Source organism: Curtobacterium sp. AC272 (genome assembly GCF_979258155.1).
Genome location: NZ_OZ409838.1, coordinates 1 through 19,168, shown reverse-complemented (window position 1 = coordinate 19,168; position 19,168 = coordinate 1). Strand labels below are relative to the sequence as shown.

The following is a 19,168-nucleotide window of genomic DNA, read 5'->3' as shown; positions in this document are numbered from 1 at the left end:
CGCCCGAGCACCCCGTTCACGAGCGACAGGTCGAACAGGTCGGGCGACATCGACGGTGCCGGGTAGGCCCAGTTCCCGGCCTGCTCGGGCAGCATCGCGGCGGGGGCAGCAGCCGCGATCGATGCCGACAGCACCGGGTCCTGCTGGTCCGAGGTCGACTGCATGTGCAGCCGGGACAGCATCGCGGAGTCGGCGCGCATCGCTCCCGAGGCGCAGTTCTCGATGAGCAGTGCCGGGTACCGATCCTGCACCGCGTCGATCCAGTCGAGCAGCGCACGCTGGTGGTCGAGCATCCCGGTGAACGGCCCGGTCATCGTGTTGTTGTCCATCTTGCAGAACGTCACGCCGAGCGACCCGACCAGTCGATCGACGACCGCGTCGAGGTGCGCCCGCGCGGCCGGTGACCGGAGGTCCAGCAGGTGCCGTCCGTGCTCGGCGACCCGCACGCCGTGGTGGTGCACGAAGGCGTCGTCCGGCAGGGTCGCGGCCAGCGGCGAGTGGATGCCGATGACCTCGGGCTCGAGCCACAGCCCGGCCTGCATCCCCCGCGACCGGATGTGGTCGATGACGAACCCGAGCCCGGTCGGGAACCGCGAAGCAGCTTCCTCCCAGGCTCCGACGGTGTCCCACCAGTGCCCCTCGGCGTACCAGCCGGCGTCGATGCAGAACAGGTCCGCTCCGGCATCGGCAGCGGCGTCGATCAACGGCAGCAGCTTCTCGGTGGTCGGGTCGCCCATGAGCGTGTTCATGTAGTCGTTGAACACGAGCGGCAGGGCTCGATCGGCCTCGCGCACGTGCCGGAACGCCCGACGCTGCGCCGTGAGCACCGCGAACGCCCCACCGACCGAGCCGGCGATCCCCACCGACACCGGCACGGACACGAACGGCTGCCCCGGAGCCACGACCGCCGTCCACTGGTGCTCCTGGTCGGTCGGCCCGCTCAGCAGCACGTACGCGTGCCGTCGGGTCTCGCCGAGCTCGTACAGCCACGGCCCGTTGTCGCTCGACCTGCCAGACGAGCGCGTAGGGCACGGCACCAGCGGACACAGCAGGCGTCGGCACGCCGATCGGGAGCGCCTCACCGGTCGACCACGACCCGCGGTTCTGCACGACGGCGCGGCTGCGGGGCGGGTGGTGCTGCGCCTCGCGGTCGATCGCTGCGAGTCCTATCGACCGCAGCGGATCGGTCCGCCACCGGCTCTCGGCCGCCCAGTCGTTGTCCGCGTGCACGAGGGCCAGGTCGTCGACGCCGACCCCGGAGTCGGTCAGGAACGCCCCGGTCGCGAACGACGAGACGAAGTCCACGACGTGCTCGCCGTCGCCGGCGGACACCTCGGTCCACGTCCGGAAGCCCGGGACGTCGGCGCGCGCCCGGAAGACCGACTCGACCTGGAGGCCCGTGGCCGCGTCCGACTGCACGATCCGGAACCACGGATCGGCCGCGTCGTCGGACGCACGCCACGACACGGGTCGCAGTCGCGCCCCGATCGTGGAGTCCACGTGCCGGTACCCACCCGGGAACCGCCCGTGTCCGATCGTCGTCAGCTCCACCAGGGGCTGCGGATCGTCGGGTCCGTCGGCGAGCGCTCCACCGCTCGCCACGAACGACACGAGGGCGGCGGGCTGGTCGTCGCCGATCCGGAACCGTGCCGAGAACCCGGGCGTGACCCAGTCGGCGAAGGCTCCGCTCACCGTGCGCCGACCGGAGCGGGCGCGCTCGACACCCACGCCCCGACGCCGTGGTCGTAGCAGGTGGTGTTGTCGATCTTCGAGCGGTCGAGGGCGCTGCCCGAGGTCACCTTGCGGTCGGTGCGCTCCGGGTCGGGGGCGGCCTCGGCGAGCAGCCGGGTGTAGTCGTGCTGCGGGTCGAGGATGACGGCGTCGGACGGCCCGCGTTCGACGACCCGGCCGCGGTAGAGCACCAGGATCTCGTCGGAGAAGTGCCGTGCGGTCGCCAGGTCGTGCGTGATGTAGAGCACGGCGAGGTGGTCCTCGCGCTGCAGGCGGCCCATCAGGTTGAGCACGCTGAGCCGGATCGACACGTCGAGCATCGACACCGGTTCGTCGGCGATGAGCACCTGGGCTCCGGGGGCGAGTGCGCGGGCGATGGCGACGCGTTGCCGTTGCCCGCCGGAGAGCTCGTGCGGGCGGCGGCTCGCGAAGTCCTCGTCGAGGTTGACGCGGCCGAGCAGTTCCCGCACCTTCTCGGCGGTCTTGTCGGCACCTCGGGCTCGGTGGTGCAGCTGCAGCGGCCGGGCGATGTGGTGCTCGATCGAGTGGAACGGGTTGAGCGACGCGAAGGGGTCCTGGAACACCATCTGCACGTGCCGGCGGTACATGCTGCCGACGACGGGGGTGCCGTCCTCGAGCCGCACGTCGATCGAGCCGCGGGTGGTGCTCTCGAGCTTGGCGAGCATCCGGGCGATGGTGGACTTGCCCGAGCCGGACTCCCCACCAACGCCACGGTCTTCCCGGGCAGCAGCTCGAACGACACGTCGTCGACGGCGTGCAGGGTGGTCCGCTTGAGGCCCTTGCGGGTGTGGAAGTCCTTGCCGAGGTGGCTGACGGTCACGCTGGTCATCGGATCTCCTCGTGGACTGCTGCCGCGTGGTCGTCGACGCCGGAGCGGATGAACGCGCCGCGCTCCCCCGACAGGCTCGGGAACGACTGCAGCAGCTTCTGCGTGTACGGGTGCTTCGGGTCGTGCTGGATGACCGAGGCCCGGTCGCACTCGACGACCTCGCCGCGCAGCATGATCGCGATGCGGTCGCTGATCTCGAGCAGCAGCGGCAGGTCGTGCGTGATGAACACGACGGCGAACCCGAGCTCGTCGCGCAGTCGGACGATCTCGCGCAGGATCTCGCGCTGCACCACGACGTCGAGGGCGGTGGTGGGCTCGTCCATGATCATGATCTGCGGTTCGAGCAGCATCGCCATCGCGATCATCACGCGCTGCCGCATGCCGCCGGACAGCTCGTGCGGGTACGCGGTGATGCGGGACGGGTCGACGCCGACGCGGCTCAGGGCGTCCTCGGCGATCGCGCGCCGTTCCTTGCGGCCCAGGTCGCGCCGGTGTTCCTTCAGGGCGTCGTCGAGCTGCGCCCGGATGGTGGTGACCGGGTTGAGGGCGTTCATCGCGCCTTGGAACACCATCGACAGCTTCGACCAGCGCACGGCCCGCAGCTGTTCGTGCGGCAGGCCGAGCAGGTCGATGTCGGTGCCGTCGCGGTCGTGGAACGTGATGCTGCCCGAGGCGACCTTCGCCGGCGGTCGGTGCAGCCGGGTGATGGCGTAGGCCAGGGTCGTCTTGCCGCAGCCGGACTCCCCCGCGAGCCCGAGGATCTCGCCGGGGGCCAGGGTGAGCGACACGTCCTTGACGGCGTGCACGGGGTGTTCGGTCTCGTAGACGACGTCGAGGTGGTCGATCGTCAGCACGGCTTCGGCACTCATCGGACGAACTCCTTCGTGGTGCGTGCGGACCGCGAGGCGCGGGCGGCCGCTTGGCGCGACGTTCGCGCCGCCGCTGGGCGCGCACGTTCGCGAGTCGCGGGTTGATGACCTCGTCGATCGAGAAGTTCACCAGGGACAGCCCCATGCCGAGCAGGGCGATGAGCAGGCCGGGCGGCACGAACCACCACCACGCGCCGTTCGCCAGCGCGAAGCCGTTCTGGGCGTAGAAGAGCATGGTGCCGAGTGTCGACGAGTTCGACGCTCCGAGGCCGAGGAACGACAGCCCCGCTTCCCCGAGGATCGCGGCGATCACCGCGAACACGAACTGCGATGCCAGGACGGGCAGCAGGTTCGGCAGGATCTCGACGGCGATGACGCGCCAGGGTCGTTCGCCGGCGACACGGGCGGCGGAGACGTAGTCGCGGTTCCGGATCGACATCGTCTGCGCACGGAGCACCCGCGCGGAGCCCGCCCACGAGGTGATCGCGAGGACGACGGCGATGGTCCAGAGCTCGCGGGCCTCGCGCGGGACCAGGCCGGAGATGACGATGACGAGCGGCAGGCCGGGGATCACGAGGAACACGTTCGAGAACAGCGAGAACGCCTCGTCCATGATCCCGCCGAGGTACGCGCCGAGGATCCCGAAGAACGCGGACAGCACCGTGGCGAGGACGCCGACGATCAGGCCGATCTGCAGGCTGCCGCGGGTGGCGTAGGCGAGCTGGGCGAGCACGTCCTGCCCGGTCTGGGTCGTCCCGAGCAGGTTCTCGCCGCTCGGTCCCTGCAGTCCGGAGTCGCGGATGGTGGTCGGGTCGCCGACGAGCAGCGGCCCGACGACGCCGAACAGCGTGACGCCGGCGACGAGGGCGACGCCCGTGATGAGCCACGGGGTCAGGGTCGGCAGGAAACGGCGGATGCCGCCCTTCGGTCGTGACGCTCGGGCCGTGGCGATGCTCCGCGTCGACCCGGCGTCGGCTTCCTCGGCGAGTGCGCCGATGGTGGGTTCGGTGTCCTGCTGGATGTTGGTCATGGCGTGTCCTCCCTAGCTCCGCGCCCGCGTCCGCGGGTCGATGAGCCCGTACAGCAGGTCGACGACGAGGTTCGCGCCGAGGACCGCCAGGGTGATGAACAGGAAGATCCCCTGCATGAGCGCGTAGTCGTTGTTGGTCACGGCGGACAGCAGCTTCGACCCGATGCCCGGGTACGAGAACACCTGCTCGGTGACGACGGAACCGGACACGATGAACCCGAGGGAGATCGCGAAGCCGGCGACGGAGGGCAGCACGGCGTTCCGGGCGGCGTAGTTCCGCAGGATCTTGCCGTCGGACAGCCCCTTGGCCTGGGCGGTGGTGATGTAGTCCTCGGACAGCGTCGACACCATCATGTTGCGCATGCCGAGCAGCCAGCCGCCCAGCGATGCGAGCACGATCGTCACGGCCGGCAGCACCCCGTACTGGATCGCCGAGGCGATGAAGTCCCAGTTGAACCCGGGGGTCAGGATGACGTCGTAGCCGCCCTGCGCCGGGAACAGGTGGATGCCGGTGGCGAAGAAGTACACCAGGATCAGTGCGAGCCAGAAGTACGGCACCGCGGCGAGCAGGGTGGTGGCCGGCACGAACGAGTCGAGCCAGGTGCCCGGACGCCAGCCGACGAAGGCGCCGAGGCCGACGCCGATGATGGCGGCCAGGATGGTGGCGATGCCGACCAGAGCGATGGTCCACGGCAGCGAGCTCGCGATGACCTCGGTGACGGGGGCCGGGAAGTAGCTGACGGACACCCCGAGGTCACCGCGGAACACGTTGACCAGGTAGTGGCCGTACTGGGAGATCAGCGGCTCCGAGGAATCGCCACCGAGGAGCAGCTCGTACGCCTGCCGTGTCGCCGGGGTCACCTGCCCGCCGCGCTGCTGGAGCTTGGCGAGCAGGATGTCCACCGGGTTCCCGGGCAGCAGCCGCGGGATGATGAAGTTCAGCGTCAGTGCCGCCCACAGCGCGACGATGTAGAAGCCGATCTTGCGCAGGAAGTAGGTCATCGTCGAGTGCTCCTCGGTCGCGATCCCATCGTGGTCAGCCCTTCGCCGGCTTCAGTGCCTTGAAGATCTCGGCGTTGTCCGGGCTCGCCCAGACCGCCGGGAAGGCGTAGAGGTCGTCCTTCGTCGGCCAGCCGGTGAACTTCGCCGCGTGGAACTCACTCGTCGTACCGCCGGTCATCACGGGGATGTACGGCAGGTCCTCGACGATGTGCTGCTGGATCGTGTCGAGCTCCGGCTGCGTCGCGGCGGTGTCCTCGGGGTTGATCGTGGCGAGTTTCGCGATGGCCTTGTCCACGTCGGGGTTGCTGTACCGCGAGATGTTCATCGGGGCCGCTGCACCGACCTTCGCGGTGTTCGCCGTCGTGAAGTAGTTGTTGTACAGGTAGTACGGGTTCGCCGTCGGGCCCTGGCCGAGCGAGTCGATCGCGAGCTCGAAGTTGCCCTTGGTCTTCTTGTCGGTCCACTCGTTCCACGACGACTGCTGCGCCTTGAGCTCGATGCCCGCGGCCTTGAGCTGCTGCGTCATCGTGTCGATCGCGGTGATGTAGTCCGTCCAGCCGGTGACGACCTCGACGGTCAGGGACAGCTTCTTGCCGTCCTTGGCGTAGATGCCGTCCGAGCCCTTCTTCCACCCGGCGCTCCTCGAGCGACGACGCGGCGGCGCCTTGTCGGCGGTCTCCGGCATCACGGCCGGCTCGATGTCCTTCGAGATCGTGTCCTTCTGCGTCGTGGTGAGCGCGAAGGTCGGCGAGATCTCGCTCGCGGTGTTCTCGAACGCCAGCGAGTTGAGCTGCTTGCGGTTGATCGCGTCGGCGATTGCGTGCCGGACGGCCGGGTCGGTCTGCGGGCCGGTGCAGCCGAGGTCGGTGTTCGCGCAGGTGAGCAGCGCCATCTGGTTCTGGCCGACGGTGATGCCGTCGTAGCCGTTGTAGTTGCCGGCGATGTCGTCCATGTTCGGCACCGGGCCGGTCTGCCAGTCGATCGAACCCTGCTTGAGCGCGTCGGCACCGGCGGTGTTGCCGGAGAGCGACAGGTAGCGGATGGTCTTCACGGCCGGGGCGCCGTCCCAGTACTTCTTGTTCGCCTCGAGGGTGAAGGCCTGCGCCTTGAAGGTGCCGAGCGTGTACGGACCGGTGCCGACGGGCTCGCGCACGACGTCGGTGGTCGGGTCGATGTCCTTCCACAGGTGCTCGGGCACGATCCAGGTCTTGCCGAGCAGGTTCGGGCCGAGCACGAACGACGGCTTGTCGAAGGTGACGACGACCTTGGAGTCGCCGTCGGCCTTCGCGGTGCCGTCGTAGCCGATCGAGTTCAGGGCCTTCTGCTTCTTGAGCATGTCGAGCGTGAACACGACGTCCTTCGAGGTGAAGGGCTCGCCGTCGCTCCAGGTCGCCCCCTCGCGCAGCGTGATGGTGAGCTGCGTGCCGTCGGTGTTCCACTCGTACGACTTGCCGAGCAGCGGCTTCGGGTCGTTCGTGTTGACGTTGGTGATGAAGAACAGCGACTCGTAGATCGTGCCGACGCCGCCGATGTTCGACGGTGACCACGGGTTGAAGTTGATCTGGTAGTCGCCGGACTGACCGGTGTAGGCGACCAGGGTCGAGGCGGCGTCGTCCTTCGTGCTGGCGTTGCCGCTCGCGCTGCAGCCGCTCAGCGCGAGGCCGGCGGCGAGGAGGACGGCGGCGCCGATGGCGAGCCGTGAACGGGTTGGGTTGAACATCGTTGTCCTCTCGGTCTGCGTCGTCGCAGGATCCACGTTGTGAGCGTGATTGTTACACGCGTAAACTAAGGCGGTCAAGGGGTCGGGTCACGGCCCCGTCACGATTGAGGAGACGCAATGGAGCGGACCACCCTGGACGGCACGTGGACGGTCGAGGCGGTGCACGGCCCGGCGAAGGCCGATGCACACCGGGAGCCGGTCGCTGCGATCGTCCCCGGCTGCGTGCACACCGACCTGCTGCGGGCGGGCCGGATCCCCGACCCGTTCGACGGCGACAACGAGGCCGCGACCCAGTGGATCGGCGACACGGTCTGGCGGTACCGCCGCACCTTCACGTGGTCGGGCGAGACCGGCACGGGCCCGACCACGGACGACCGCCACGACCTCGTCGCCGACGGACTCGACACCCTCGCGACGATCGAGCTGAACGGCATCGTCGTCGCCACCACCGCGAACCAGCACCGCGCGTACCGGTTCCCCGTCGGGCACCTGCTGCGCCCCGGTACGAACGAGCTCGTGATCACCTTCGACGCACCGGTCCCCGCGGCCGAGCGGCTGTCCGCCCTGCACGGCGGCGAACTCCCCCACGTCAACCACCACCCGTACAACGCGCTCCGCAAGAACGCGTCGAACTTCGGCTGGGACTGGGGCATCGACGTCGCCACGAGCGGCATCTGGAAGTCGATCGGCATCGAGTCCTGGAGTGGCGCCCGCATCGCGGCCGTCCGCCCCCTGGTAGACGTCGACGGCACCACCGGCGTGCTCACCGCGCACGTCGACGTCGAGTCCGCAGGTTCCACCGGGGCCTTCTCCCAGCACATCGGGTCGGCTCCGGTCGCAGGGGTGTCCGGTCGGGCCGGCCTGGAGGCGCGGGTCACCCTGACCCCGCACGTCACCCCCGGCGGGGTCGACGGCCACGGCGCCGCCCTGGCCGAGCAGAACACGTCCGCCCCCGGCGCGAGCGGCACCGAGGCGGCGGCGACGCCCGTCGGGTCCGGCACCGTGCCTCCCGGCCGCCCGTCCACGCCGGGCGCGACGTCCGTCACCAGCGTGCGCGCCGTCGTCGACGGCTCCGCCGTCGTGCGGCTCGAGGTCCCCGACGTCGCCGTCTGGCGGCCGCGCGGCGAGGGCGAGCAGCCGTTGTACGACGTCCGCGTCGAGGTCGGCGACGACGTCTGGACCGGCCGCGTCGGGTTCCGCACCGTGACGCTCGACACCGCCGCCGACGCCGGCGGAGCCCTGTTCCTGCTCCGGGTGAACGACCGACCCGTGATCGTGCGGGTGCGAACTGGATCCCCGACCACGCGTACCTGACCGAGATGACGCCCGAGCGGTACGCCGACCGGATCGACGACGCGATCGAGGCGAACGTCAACCTGCTCCGCATCTGGGGCGGCGGGATCTACGAGTCCGACGACCTGTACGACCGCTGCGACGAGCTCGGCGTGCTCGTCTGGCAGGACTTCCTGTTCGCCTGTGCCGCCTACGCCGAGGAGCCCTGGCTCGCCGACGAGGTCGAGCCCGAGGTCCGCGAAGCCGTCACCCGGCTCAGCCCGCACCCGTCGCTCGTGGTGTGGAACGGCAACAACGAGAACCTCGTCGCCTACGCCGAGTGGGGCTGGCGGCCCTCGCTCGTCGGCCGGACCTGGGGCAACGGCTACTACCGCTCGCTGCTGCCGTCGATCGTCGCCGAGCTCGACCCGACCCGTCCGTACACGCCGGGCAGCCCGTTCTCGTTCGACGAGTACCTGACGCCGAACGACGAGCGGAACGGCAGCGTGCACATCTGGGACGTCTGGAACCGGCTCGACTACCGCGCCTACGCCGACTGGAACCCGCGGTTCGTCGCGGAGTTCGGGTTCCAGGGGCCGCCCGCCTGGTCGACCCTGACCGCCGTGGTGCACGACGAGCCGCTCGACCCCGACGGCCACGAGATGCTCGTGCACCAGAAGGCCGACCAGGGCAACCGGAAGCTCGCCGACGGCATGCGTGGGCACCTGCCGACGCCGACGAGCATCGAGGACTGGCACTGGGCGTCACAGCTCAACCAGGCGCACGCGATCCGCTTCGGCATGGAGTGGTTCCGGTCCCGCACGCCCGACAACACCGGCATGATCGTCTGGCAGCTCAACGACGACTGGCCCGTGGTGTCCTGGGCGCTCGTCGACCACGCGGGCATCCGGAAGCCCGTCTGGTACGCGGTGCGGCAGGCCTACCAGCCGGTGCTGCTCACCGTGCAGCCGTCTGCTGCCGGGGCTGCGGGCGCGGCCGGGGCTGCGGGCGCGGCCGGGGCTGCGGGCGCGGCCGGCACTGCTGGTGGGCTCGACGTCGTGCTCGTGAACGCGTCCGGGGCACCGGTCGCCGACGAGGTCACGGTCGCCCGCATCGCGTTCGACGGCACGGTGCTCGACTCCTCGTCGTTCTCGCTCGCGGCCGGACCCGCCGACGCCGACCGGGTCACGCTGCCGGCCTCGCTCGCCGTCCCCGGAGACGCCGGGTCCGAGGTGCTCGTCGTCACCGGAGCCGGAACCCGCACGGTGTTCGACTTCACCGAGGTCGTCGACCAGGTGCTCGCCCGCTCACCGCTGTCCACGTCGGTCACGGGGACGGACGACGGGGCGGTCGTCACGGTGACGGCGGCGTCCTACGCGCGGGACGTCTCGCTGTTCCCGGACCGCGTGGACCCCGCCGCTCGGGTCGACGACGGACTGGTGTCCCTGCTGGCCGGCGAGTCGGTGACCTTCACGGTGACGGGTGCCCCGGGCATCGACCCCGAGGCGCTCGTCGGCCCGCTCGTCCTCCGCCACGCGGGCTCGCTCCTCCCCTGACGCGGGCCGCCCGCCGTCGTCGACGGCGGGCGATCCGCGAGCGGGTCAGTCGAGGGCGTGCAGCTCGAACACGATCGCGGTCGCGGGGGCCAGCAACGGCAGCCGCGCCCCGACGTCCTCGAGCACCGCACCCGACAGCTCCAGGTGCCCGCGCACGAGCCACGCCGGCGGCACCATGTCGAGTCCGTGCGGCACCCGCAGCCCCGTGACGGGGGCGAGCCGGTAGCGCCGAGCCCGGTCGAGCCCCCGCATCCGGAGCGGCACCGGCAGCGACTGCGGCCCGGTCTCGGTCCGCGCGACCCGCACCAGCGCCCGCGACCGGTCGACGGCCACGACCGAGGTCGCCACGAGCCCGGGGTCGCCGAGCTCCAGGTGCCGCAGCCGGCCGGTGTGCAGCAGCCCACGCTCCCGCTTGTACAACGCCGTCCACGCCCGCAGCCGGTCGAGCTCCGCGGGCGCCAGTCGGGTGACGTCGGTCTCGATGCCGGCGGACCCGAACAGCGACACCGCCATCCGGAAGTCCAGGTCGAGGTGCCGGCCGGTGGTGTGTGAGACCTCGGGGCCGACGTGCGAGCCGATCAGCTCGAGCGGCAGCAGTGCTTCGGTCCAGCGCTGGATCGGCAGCCGTTCGAACGCGTCGTTCGAGTCCGACGGCCACACCGGTCGGTGCGCTCCAGCACGCCGAGGTCGACCCGGGCGCCGCCGCTCGCGCACGCCTCGATCTCGAGCCACGGGTGCCGGGCGCGCAGGGCGTCCATCAGCGTCCAGACCCCGCGGGTGTGCGCGTCGATGCCGGCACGTCCGGCGTGGACCGCGTGCACGATGTCGCGGTTCTGGTCCCACTTCACGAAGTCGACGTGGTGCGCCCCGATGACGGCGGACATCGCCTCGAGCACGTACGCCCGCGCGAGCGGGTTCGCCATGTCGAGCACGTACTGGTTCCGCCAGGTGCGGACGTCGTCCTCGGGGCGCTGCAGCAGCCACTCGGGGTGCGCGGCCGCGAGCTCGGACACCGGGCTCACCATCTCGGGCTCGAACCACAGCCCGAACTCCATGCCGAGTCCGCGGACCCGGTCGACGAGCGGTCCGAGGCCGTCCGGCCACACCGTCGGGTCGACGCGCCAGTCCCCCAGCGACGTCGAGTCCGAGCGGCGCCCGAGGAACCAGCCGTCGTCGAGCACGAACCGCTCGACGCCGATGTCCGCAGCGGTCTCGGCCAGGGCGACCAGGGGCGCGAGGCCCTGCCGGTAGTAGACGGCCTCCCACGTGTTGAGCACCACCGGCCGGGGGCGCTTCGGGTGGCCGGGACGGCTGCGGAGCGAGTCGTGCAGCCGGTCGGACAGGCCGTCGAGCCCGGCGTCGCTCCAGACGAAGACGGCGTCGGGCGCGGCGAAGGACTCCTGCCCGAGGACGACCTCGCCGGCGCGCAGGAGCTCCCCGGCACCGAGCAGCGGTCGCGCCTCGGCGAGCAGGTCGTACCGGTGCACCGAGTCGGCGCTCCAGGCCAGGTGCACGCCCCAGACCTCACCGGAAGCGTCCGAGAACCCCGGCGTCCCGAGCACGAGCAGCGTCGGGGCGTCGTGGCCGGTGCGACCGCGGCGGCTCTCCCGCGCGTGGCTGCCGGCGGTCAGGGTCCGGCGCTGCGGGGTGCGCTCCCGGGTCCAGCGTCCGGCCAGGTCGAGCACCTCGCCGACCCGTTCGCCCACGGGCAGCGTCGCCTCGAGTGCCTGCAGGTGCACGGGCACGGCGGCCCCGTTCGTCACGGTGTGCCCGACGCGCAGCACCCCCGCGGCGTCGAGCCGGAAGGCACTCCGCAGCAGCAGTTCGTCGGACACCGCGGTCACGACCAGCGCGCCCGGTTCCGCGGTCACCTCGACGTCGCGCCACCGCGGCACGAGCGGCAGCCCGTCGACGTGCCCGGCGATCGCGGGTCGTCCTTCCCACCCGTCGCGTTCGGTCGGCAGCACGGTCAGTGGCCAGGCTGCATCGAGGGCGCTCGGCCCGAGCGGCCGTCCGAGCGCGAGCAGCAGTTCGGCGCCGTCGCCGTCCGTGACGGGTCCGACGTCGCGGCCCCAGTGCAGCACCTCGGGCAGCCCGTCGTCGGCGGTCGCCAGCACGAGCGACACCCCGCCGCCGCGCAGGACCTGCACCTGCCGTCCGTCGAGTGCGCGCGCCGGCGCCGGGTCGCGGTCCACGACGGTCACGACGCACGCTCCTCGCGCAGGACGCGGACGCGACCGGCGGGCACGACGGTCTCCGGCCCGTGGCCGGAGCCGTCGAGCAGGTCCGTACCGGACGCGACGACCGTCACGTCGTCCGCGCGGTGGTTGACGAGGAACAGGAACACGGAACCGTCGTCGTGGACGCGGCGCACCGCCTCCAGGCCGGGAGGCGCGGTGACCGTCCGCGGGAGCGCGCGCTCCTCGATGACCCGGTCCACGAGCCGCTGGGTGCTCTGGGCAGGCAGCATCGCGGACACGTACCAGGCACCGCCGCCGACGGCGCGGCGGGTGACCGCTGCGCGGTCCGCGAGCGGTCCGTCCGTGTACCGGAGCACGACGTCGGCGTCGTCGACCACGACGGCCTCGGCCCAGTCGGTGACGGTACCGCCGTCGTCGAGCGTGCGGGTCTCGTCGCGCTGCAGCGGGGTGAACTCCTCGCTCCAGGCGCCGAGCACCTGCCGGAACGCGCCCGGGTAGCCGCCGGCGCGGATGCGGGCGGTCTCGTCGGCGACGCCGGACAGGTAGGTGACGATGAGGGTCGCGCCGCGGTCGACCACCGCGGCGATCCGTGCGGCGGTGGCGTCGTCGACGATGAGCATCGTGGGGACGACCACCACGTCGTAGCCGTCGAGGTCGGCGTCCGAGGGCACGACGTCGGTGAGCACCTGCCGGTCGTGGAAGGCGGCGTACCAGGCACGGAGCTCCCGCGAGTACCGCAGTCCCCGGTGCGGCTTCAGCCCGGACTGCAGTGCCCAGCCGGACGGCTCGTCGACGACGATCGCGACCCGGGCCGGTTCGACGCGGCTGCCCTGTACGGGGGCGAGGTCGCGGAGTGCCCGGCCGAGCGCGACGACCTCGCGCCAGATCCGGGTGCGGGTGCCAGCGTGCGGGACCATCGCGGAGTGGAACTGCTCGGCCCCCGCGGTGGAGGCCCGCCACTGGAAGAACAGTGCGCCGTCGGACCCGCGGGCGACGTGCACGAGCGAGTTCCGCAGGATCTCGCCCGGTTCCTTCGCCCGGTTGCGCTGCCGCCAGCTCGGGCCGCCCGTCGAGTGCTCCATGAGCAACCAGGGGGTACGGCCGGCGGTGATGCCGCGCATCCGGTCCGCGGCGAGGGCGAGGTCCTGTTCGCGGTGCGGGTCGTCGACGAGCGTGTAGTGGTCGTTCGCCGGGATCGCGACGTGCTTCGCCCACGCGGCGTAGTCGACGACCTGCGATCCCGCACCGACCATGAAGTTCGTCGTGACGGGGACGTCCGAGTGCCGCTCGATGACGGCCTTCTCGGCGTCGAAGTGCCGGAGCAGGGCGTCGGACGAGTACCGCTCGAAGTCCAGGAAGAGGCCGGGGTTCGGTGCGCCGCCGACGCCACGCGGGGCTGAGACCTCGTCGAAGGACGTGTAGGTGTGCCCCCAGAAGGCCGTTCCCCACGCGGCGTTCGCGGTGTCGACGTCCCCGTACCGGTCGGCGAGCCAGCGTCGGAAGTCCGCTGCCGACTCCTCGCAGTAGCAGCGGCCGTTCCCGCCACCGAGCTCGTTGCTCACGTGCCACAGCCGGACCGCCGGGTGGTGACCGTAGCGTTCGGCCAGGGCACCGACGATCCGCAGTGCGTGCTCGCGGAAGACCGTCGACGCCGCACACCACCCGAGGCGTCCACCCGGGCGCTCCCGACGCTCCGTGGCGTCCACCGGCAGCACCTCGGGGTGGGCGGTCAGCAGCCAGTTCGGCGGGGCGGCGGTCGGCGTCGCGAGGTCCACGGCGATGCCGTTGTCGTGCAGCAGGGCGATGACGTCGTCGAGCCAGTCGAAGGTGTACTCCCCCGGCGACCGCTCGAGCAGCGCCCACGAGAAGACCCCGATCGTGACCAGGTTCACCCCGGCCTCGCGCATCAGGCGGACGTCCTCGAGCCAGACCTCGCGCGGCCACTGTTCAGGGCTGTAGTCGCCGCCGAACGACAGGCCGTCGGTCGGCCACGGGACGGTGGGGGCAGCGGTCACGGCCTCTCCTTCGATGGGTGGACCGCACCAGCCTCCCGTCTCCGGCAGTGTTTGTCAACGTGTGTAACTAACGCGCTGTCAGTGGTGCCGCATCAGGTCTCGAGCAGCTGTCGGATCGCCAGGACCGCCCCCGCTCGCGCCCACTCCGAGAACTCGAACGGCTGCACCTCGACGGTCACCGGCTGCCGGTACGGAGCCAGGGCCGCACGGAGCGACTCGTCCACCGTGGTCCGCGCCAGGTCGTACACCGGCAGCCCGTCGCCGGTCAGGACGATCGCGGCAGGGTCGGCGATGTGCACCGCGGTGGCCAGGACGACACCGAGTGCTCGTCCGGCGTCCTCGAACGCCGCCACGGCCTGCTCGTCACCGTTCCGCGCGAGCTCGACCACCTGCTCGTACGACGATCCCTCGCGCCCCGCGTTCCGCACGATCACCGGACTCGGCAGGTAGCTCGAAGCACACCCCGCGTGCCCGATGCCGCAGTCGGGCCCACCACCGAGGACCGGCAGGTGCCCGATCCGACCGAGCCGCCCGTGCTCGCCGGTGGAGACCTGCCCGTTCACGATGAGCCCGAGACCGAGCCCCTCGCCCACGGTGACCAGCGCCATGGACCCGCGGCCGGCGCCGGCACCGAACCAGTGCTCCTTGACGGTCAGGGCGTGGACGTCGTTCGCCGTGAAGGCTGCGAGCCCCGTTCGCTCCCGGACCATCCGTGCGAACGGGACGTCGGTCCACCCGAGGAACGGCGACGACGCCACGACGGCCTCTCCGCCCCGGGTGAGGACGTCACCGGGCAGGGACAACCCGACGGCACAGATCGCAGGGTGCACGGCACGGAGGCGCTCGTGCACAGTGCTGATCTGGTCGGCCAGGTCCTCCGGCACGGTCGACGGGACGGTCTCCTCATGGAGGGCGAGCACGCGTCCGCCCAGGTCGGTCACCGCGGCGTACAGACGCTCCCGGGTCAGCTTGACGCCGAGGAACTCCCACTGCCCTGAACTCGACTGCAGCAGCTCCGACGGCCGGCCCGTGGCCCCACGCACGTCGGTGCCGACCTCGACCACGAGCCGGTGCGCCACGAGGATCCGCATCGCCCGGGTCAAGCTCGCTCGCGACAGCCCGAGCGACCGCGCGATCTCCGCCCGCGAGAGCGTCCCGTGGATGAGGATCTCCCGCAGTGCCAAGCGGGAACCCTCGGGCAGTGCCGGCCAGGCTTCGGTCATCGTTCCTCCGTCGTCGGCTGATCCTACGGCTCAGCCTGGAAACGCCAGAAAACCCCTGACCGGATCGGTCAGGGGTTCCCTGGTGTTGCGTACGTTAAGTCCGGCGGCGTCCTACTCTCCCACAAGGTCCCCCTTGCAGTACCATCGGCGCTGAGAGGCTTAGCTTCCGGGTTCGGAATGTGACCGGGCGTTTCCCTCTCGCTATGACCACCGGAACACTTTCGACCATGATCTGGTCTCAAACATGTCCCAGCTGTAGCTGAGTTATTTAGTTTGATTCCCGATCGTCTGTCGGGAACCACAAAGTGGACGCGAGCCCGTGCAACACGTGCACGGAAATCAGTGTGTTATCAAGTCTTCGGCTTATTAGTACCGGTCAGCTCCACGGGTCGTTAGTCCCCGCTTCCACATCCGGCCTATCAACCCAGTAGTCTGCTGGGAGCCTCTCACACTCAAGGTGCATGGAAATCTCATCTCGAAGACGGCTTCCCGCTTAGATGCTTTCAGCGGTTATCCGGTCCGAACGTAGCTAATCAGCGGTGCCCTTGGCAGAACAACTGACACACCAGAGGTTCGTCCATCCCGGTCCTCTCGTACTAGGGATAGATCTTCTCAAATTTCCAACGCGCGCAGCGGATAGGGACCGAACTGTCTCACGACGTTCTAAACCCAGCTCGCGTACCGCTTTAATGGGCGAACAGCCCAACCCTTGGGACCTACTCCAGCCCCAGGATGCGACGAGCCGACATCGAGGTGCCAAACCATGCCGTCGATATGGACTCTTGGGCAAGATCAGCCTGTTATCCCCGAGGTACCTTTTATCCGTTGAGCGACAGCGCTTCCACAAGCCACTGCCGGATCACTAGTCCCGACTTTCGTCCCTGCTCGACCTGTCAGTCTCACAGTCAAGCTCCCTTGTGCACTTACACTCGCCACCTGATTGCCAACCAGGTTGAGGGAACCTTTGGGCGCCTCCGTTACTCTTTGGGAGGCAACCGCCCCAGTTAAACTACCCATCAGGCACTGTCCATGAACCCGATCAGGGTCCTACGTTAGACATCCAGAGTGACCAGAGTGGTATTTCAACAATGACTCCACGAACACTAGCGTGCCCGCTTCACAGTCTCCCACCTATCCTACACAAGCCACACCGAACACCAATACCAAACTGTAGTAAAGGTCACGGGGTCTTTCCGTCCTGCTGCGCGTAACGAGCATCTTTACTCGTAGTGCAATTTCGCCGAGTTCGCGGTTGAGACAGCTGGGAAGTCGTTACGCCATTCGTGCAGGTCGGAACTTACCCGACAAGGAATTTCGCTACCTTAGGATGGTTATAGTTACCACCGCCGTTTACTGGGGCTTAAATTCAGAGCTTCGCCCAAAGGCTAACCCTTCCTCTTAACCTTCCAGCACCGGGCAGGCGTCAGTCCGTATACATCGTCTTGCGACTTCGCACGGACCTGTGTTTTTAGTAAACAGTCGCTTCCCACTGGTCTCTGCGGCCTTCAACGCTCACGGAGCAAAGTCCGGTCACGTGTCCGGCCCCCTTCTCCCGAAGTTACGGGGGCATTTTGCCGAGTTCCTTAACCACGATTCTCTCGATCTCCTTGGTATTCTCTACCTGACCACCTGAGTCGGTTTCGGGTACGGGCGGCTGCAACCTCGCGTCGATGCTTTTCTCGGCAGCATAGGATCACTGATTTCCCCTTACGGGTACGCGTCGGATCTCAGGCGTACAGACGACGGATTTGCCTATCGTCAGCCCTACATCCTTACACCAGGTTCACCTTACGGATACCATCGCCTGGCTCAGCTACCTTCCTGCGTCACACCTGTTCATACGCTAACCGCACCAGCATGGGGTCGAGCGTTAGACCGGCCACCATCACCCCGAAGGGATCCGGTTGATCCGGGTTAGGACTCTTAGCACCACTGGATTAGCTTGGGCGGTTGTTCGCCGGTACGGGAATATCAACCCGTTGTCCATCGACTACGCCTGTCGGCCTCGCCTTAGGTCCCGACTTACCCAGGGCGGATTAACCTGGCCCTGGAACCCTTGGTCTTTCGGAGGACGGGTTTCTCACCCGTCTTTCGCTACTCATGCCTGCATTCTCACTCGTGTAGCGTCCACGGCTGGATCACTCCGCCGCTTCACTCGCCACACGACGCTCTCCTACCACTCCGCACGACTGAACCACGAAGGCTTGTCTAGTGTGCGAAATCTACAACTTCGGTGGTGTGCTTGAGCCCCGTTACATTGTCGGCGCGGAATCACTTGACCAGTGAGCTATTACGCACTCTTTCAAGGGTGGCTGCTTCTAAGCCAACCTCCTGGTTGTCTATGCAACTCCACATCCTTTCCCACTTAGCACACGCTTAGGGACCTTAGTTGGTAGTCTGGGTTGTTTCCCTCTCGACGATGAAGCTTATCCCCCACCGTCTCACTGCTGCGCTCTCACTCACCGGCATTCGGAGTTTGGCTGACGTCAGTAACCTGTTGAGGCCCATCGGCCATCCAGTAGCTCTACCTCCGGCGAGAAACACGCAACGCTGCACCTAAATGCATTTCGGAGAGAACCAGCTATCACGAAGTTTGATTGGCCTTTCACCCCTATCCACAGCTCATCCCCTCCATTTTCAACTGAAGTGGGTTCGGTCCTCCACGACGTCTTACCGTCGCTTCAACCTGGCCATGGATAGATCACTTCGCTTCGGGTCTAGAACATGCGACTCAAACGCCCTATTCAGACTCGCTTTCGCTACGGCTGCCCCACACGGGTTAACCTCGCCACATATCACTAACTCGCAGGCTCATTCTTCAAAGGCACGCCGTCACCCCTACTAAGGAGGCTCCGACGGTTTGTAAGCAAACGGTTTCAGGTACTATTTCACTCCCCTCCCGGGGTACTTTTCACCTTTCCCTCACGGTACTTGTCCGCTATCGGTCATCTGGGAGTATTTAGGCTTATCAGGTGGTCCTGACAGATTCACACGGGATTTCTCGGGCCCCGTGCTACTTGGGATACACATCCGGCCATAACACCATTTCGTCTACGGGGCTGGCACCCACTACGGCCCGGCTTTCAAACCGGTTCGACTATGATGCGCTGTAACCGCCCCAGTCCGGCAGAACTGAGTGACGTGTCCCACAACCCCGACCATGCAACGCCCGCCGGCTATCACACATGATCGGTTTAGCCTCATCCGCTTTCGCTCGCCACTACTCACGGAATCACATGTTGTTTTCTCTTCCTGTGGGTACTGAGATGTTTCACTTCCCCACGTTCCCTCTACCCGCCCTATATATTCAGGCGGGAGTCACCAGGTCACAAAAGCGCCCAGCGGGGTTTCCCCATTCGGAAATCCTCGGATCAGGGCTCGATTATCAGCTCCCCGAGGCTTATCGCAGATTTCTACGTCCTTCTTCGGCTCCAGATGCCAAGGCATCCACCGTTTGCTCTTAGAAACTTGACCACAAAGATTAAAATTGCGATCCGTCATCACCCACAACACGAACACCAAAAGTGCCCGGTCGATTGGATGACGCGAATCAAAGATGCTCGCGTCCACTGTGTAGTTCTCAACATACGATCGGCACCACACTCCCCACCGTCCAGTGACAGTGCTTCATGCGGCCCGGCGAAGGACCCGTAGGCCCAACCCCCAACCCACCTCACGGCAGATCAGGAAGCCTGGTCC

The 19,168-nt window shown here is 68.3% G+C and carries 8 protein-coding genes, 2 rRNA genes and 4 pseudogenes; 2 read left to right on the top strand and 12 right to left on the bottom strand.

The features are described from left to right. Positions 1 to 122: 122 nt before the first annotated feature. The 6 genes and pseudogenes from ACZZ0J_RS00070 to ACZZ0J_RS00045 form a co-directional block, all read right to left on the bottom strand. Positions 123 to 794 (bottom strand): annotated as a pseudogene (locus tag ACZZ0J_RS00070) (glycoside hydrolase family 36 protein); the annotation flags it as partial. Positions 795 to 1,688: 894 nt separating this feature from the next. Further along, positions 1,689 to 2,581, bottom strand: a pseudogene (locus tag ACZZ0J_RS00065) (ABC transporter ATP-binding protein). Next, entirely contained in the window at positions 2,578 to 3,450 is an 873-nt protein-coding gene (locus tag ACZZ0J_RS00060) for an ABC transporter ATP-binding protein (RefSeq protein WP_181437678.1), read from the bottom strand. Before ACZZ0J_RS00060 ends, ACZZ0J_RS00065 begins: the two are co-directional and overlap by 4 nt. Before the next feature lie 148 nt (positions 3,451 to 3,598). Beyond that, positions 3,599 to 4,063: pseudogene (locus ACZZ0J_RS00055) on the bottom strand (ABC transporter permease); the annotation flags it as partial. Between the two features lie 429 nt (positions 4,064 to 4,492). After that, complete coding sequence (locus tag ACZZ0J_RS00050) at positions 4,493 to 5,482, bottom strand: ABC transporter permease (protein WP_111086984.1); 990 nt, start codon at positions 5,480 to 5,482, stop codon at positions 4,493 to 4,495. 34 nt (positions 5,483 to 5,516) lie between these two features. Continuing rightward, a complete protein-coding gene (locus ACZZ0J_RS00045; RefSeq protein WP_463433943.1) occupies positions 5,517 to 7,202 on the bottom strand; it encodes an ABC transporter substrate-binding protein in 1,686 nt (561 codons plus the stop codon). 117 nt (positions 7,203 to 7,319) lie between these two features. On the opposite strand from ACZZ0J_RS00045, the gene ACZZ0J_RS00040 reads away from it, so the two are divergent. Together ACZZ0J_RS00040 and ACZZ0J_RS00035 are read left to right on the top strand one after the other, a co-directional pair. Further along, complete coding sequence (locus ACZZ0J_RS00040) at positions 7,320 to 8,516, top strand: glycosyl hydrolase 2 galactose-binding domain-containing protein (protein ID WP_463433941.1); 1,197 nt, start codon at positions 7,320 to 7,322, stop codon at positions 8,514 to 8,516. Positions 8,517 to 8,521: 5 nt separating this feature from the next. Further along, on the top strand, positions 8,522 to 10,030 hold the full coding sequence (locus tag ACZZ0J_RS00035) for a glycoside hydrolase family 2 protein (RefSeq protein ID WP_463433939.1): 1,509 nt from the start codon (positions 8,522 to 8,524) through the stop codon (positions 10,028 to 10,030). A gap of 45 nt (positions 10,031 to 10,075) precedes the next feature. Here ACZZ0J_RS00035 and ACZZ0J_RS00030 read toward each other — a convergent pair whose 3' ends face one another. The 6 genes and pseudogenes from ACZZ0J_RS00030 to ACZZ0J_RS00005 form a co-directional block, all read right to left on the bottom strand. Next, entirely contained in the window at positions 10,076 to 10,336 is a 261-nt protein-coding gene (locus ACZZ0J_RS00030; protein WP_463438108.1) for a hypothetical protein, read from the bottom strand. A 138-nt stretch (positions 10,337 to 10,474) separates the two neighbouring features. Further along, a pseudogene (locus ACZZ0J_RS00025) lies at positions 10,475 to 12,114 on the bottom strand (alpha-galactosidase); the annotation flags it as partial. Between the two features lie 116 nt (positions 12,115 to 12,230). After that, the gene (locus tag ACZZ0J_RS00020; RefSeq protein WP_463433937.1) at positions 12,231 to 14,246 is read right to left on the bottom strand and encodes a beta-galactosidase; all 2,016 of its coding nucleotides are present in this window, start codon (positions 14,244 to 14,246) and stop codon (positions 12,231 to 12,233) included. A 92-nt stretch (positions 14,247 to 14,338) separates the two neighbouring features. Then, positions 14,339 to 15,469, bottom strand: a complete 1,131-nt coding sequence (locus ACZZ0J_RS00015) for an ROK family protein (protein WP_463433935.1) — start codon at positions 15,467 to 15,469, stop codon at positions 14,339 to 14,341. A gap of 98 nt (positions 15,470 to 15,567) precedes the next feature. Beyond that, positions 15,568 to 15,684 (bottom strand): 5S ribosomal RNA (gene rrf, locus ACZZ0J_RS00010). A 131-nt stretch (positions 15,685 to 15,815) separates the two neighbouring features. Continuing rightward, a 23S ribosomal RNA gene (locus ACZZ0J_RS00005) occupies positions 15,816 to 18,943 on the bottom strand. Between the last annotated feature and the right edge of the window lie 225 nt (positions 18,944 to 19,168).

What these genes read in the sequence shown, in the direction of transcription:
- ACZZ0J_RS00060 (WP_181437678.1), bottom strand. Translation starts at nt 3,450, where the DNA reads ATGAGTGCCGAAGCCGTGCTGACGATCGACCACCTCGACGTCGTCTAC.
- ACZZ0J_RS00050 (WP_111086984.1), bottom strand. Translation starts at nt 5,482, where the DNA reads ATGACCTACTTCCTGCGCAAGATCGGCTTCTACATCGTCGCGCTGTGG.
- ACZZ0J_RS00045 (WP_463433943.1), bottom strand. Translation starts at nt 7,202, where the DNA reads ATGTTCAACCCAACCCGTTCACGGCTCGCCATCGGCGCCGCCGTCCTC.
- ACZZ0J_RS00040 (WP_463433941.1), top strand. Translation starts at nt 7,320, where the DNA reads ATGGAGCGGACCACCCTGGACGGCACGTGGACGGTCGAGGCGGTGCAC.
- ACZZ0J_RS00035 (WP_463433939.1), top strand. Translation starts at nt 8,522, where the DNA reads ATGACGCCCGAGCGGTACGCCGACCGGATCGACGACGCGATCGAGGCG.
- ACZZ0J_RS00015 (WP_463433935.1), bottom strand. Translation starts at nt 15,469, where the DNA reads ATGACCGAAGCCTGGCCGGCACTGCCCGAGGGTTCCCGCTTGGCACTG.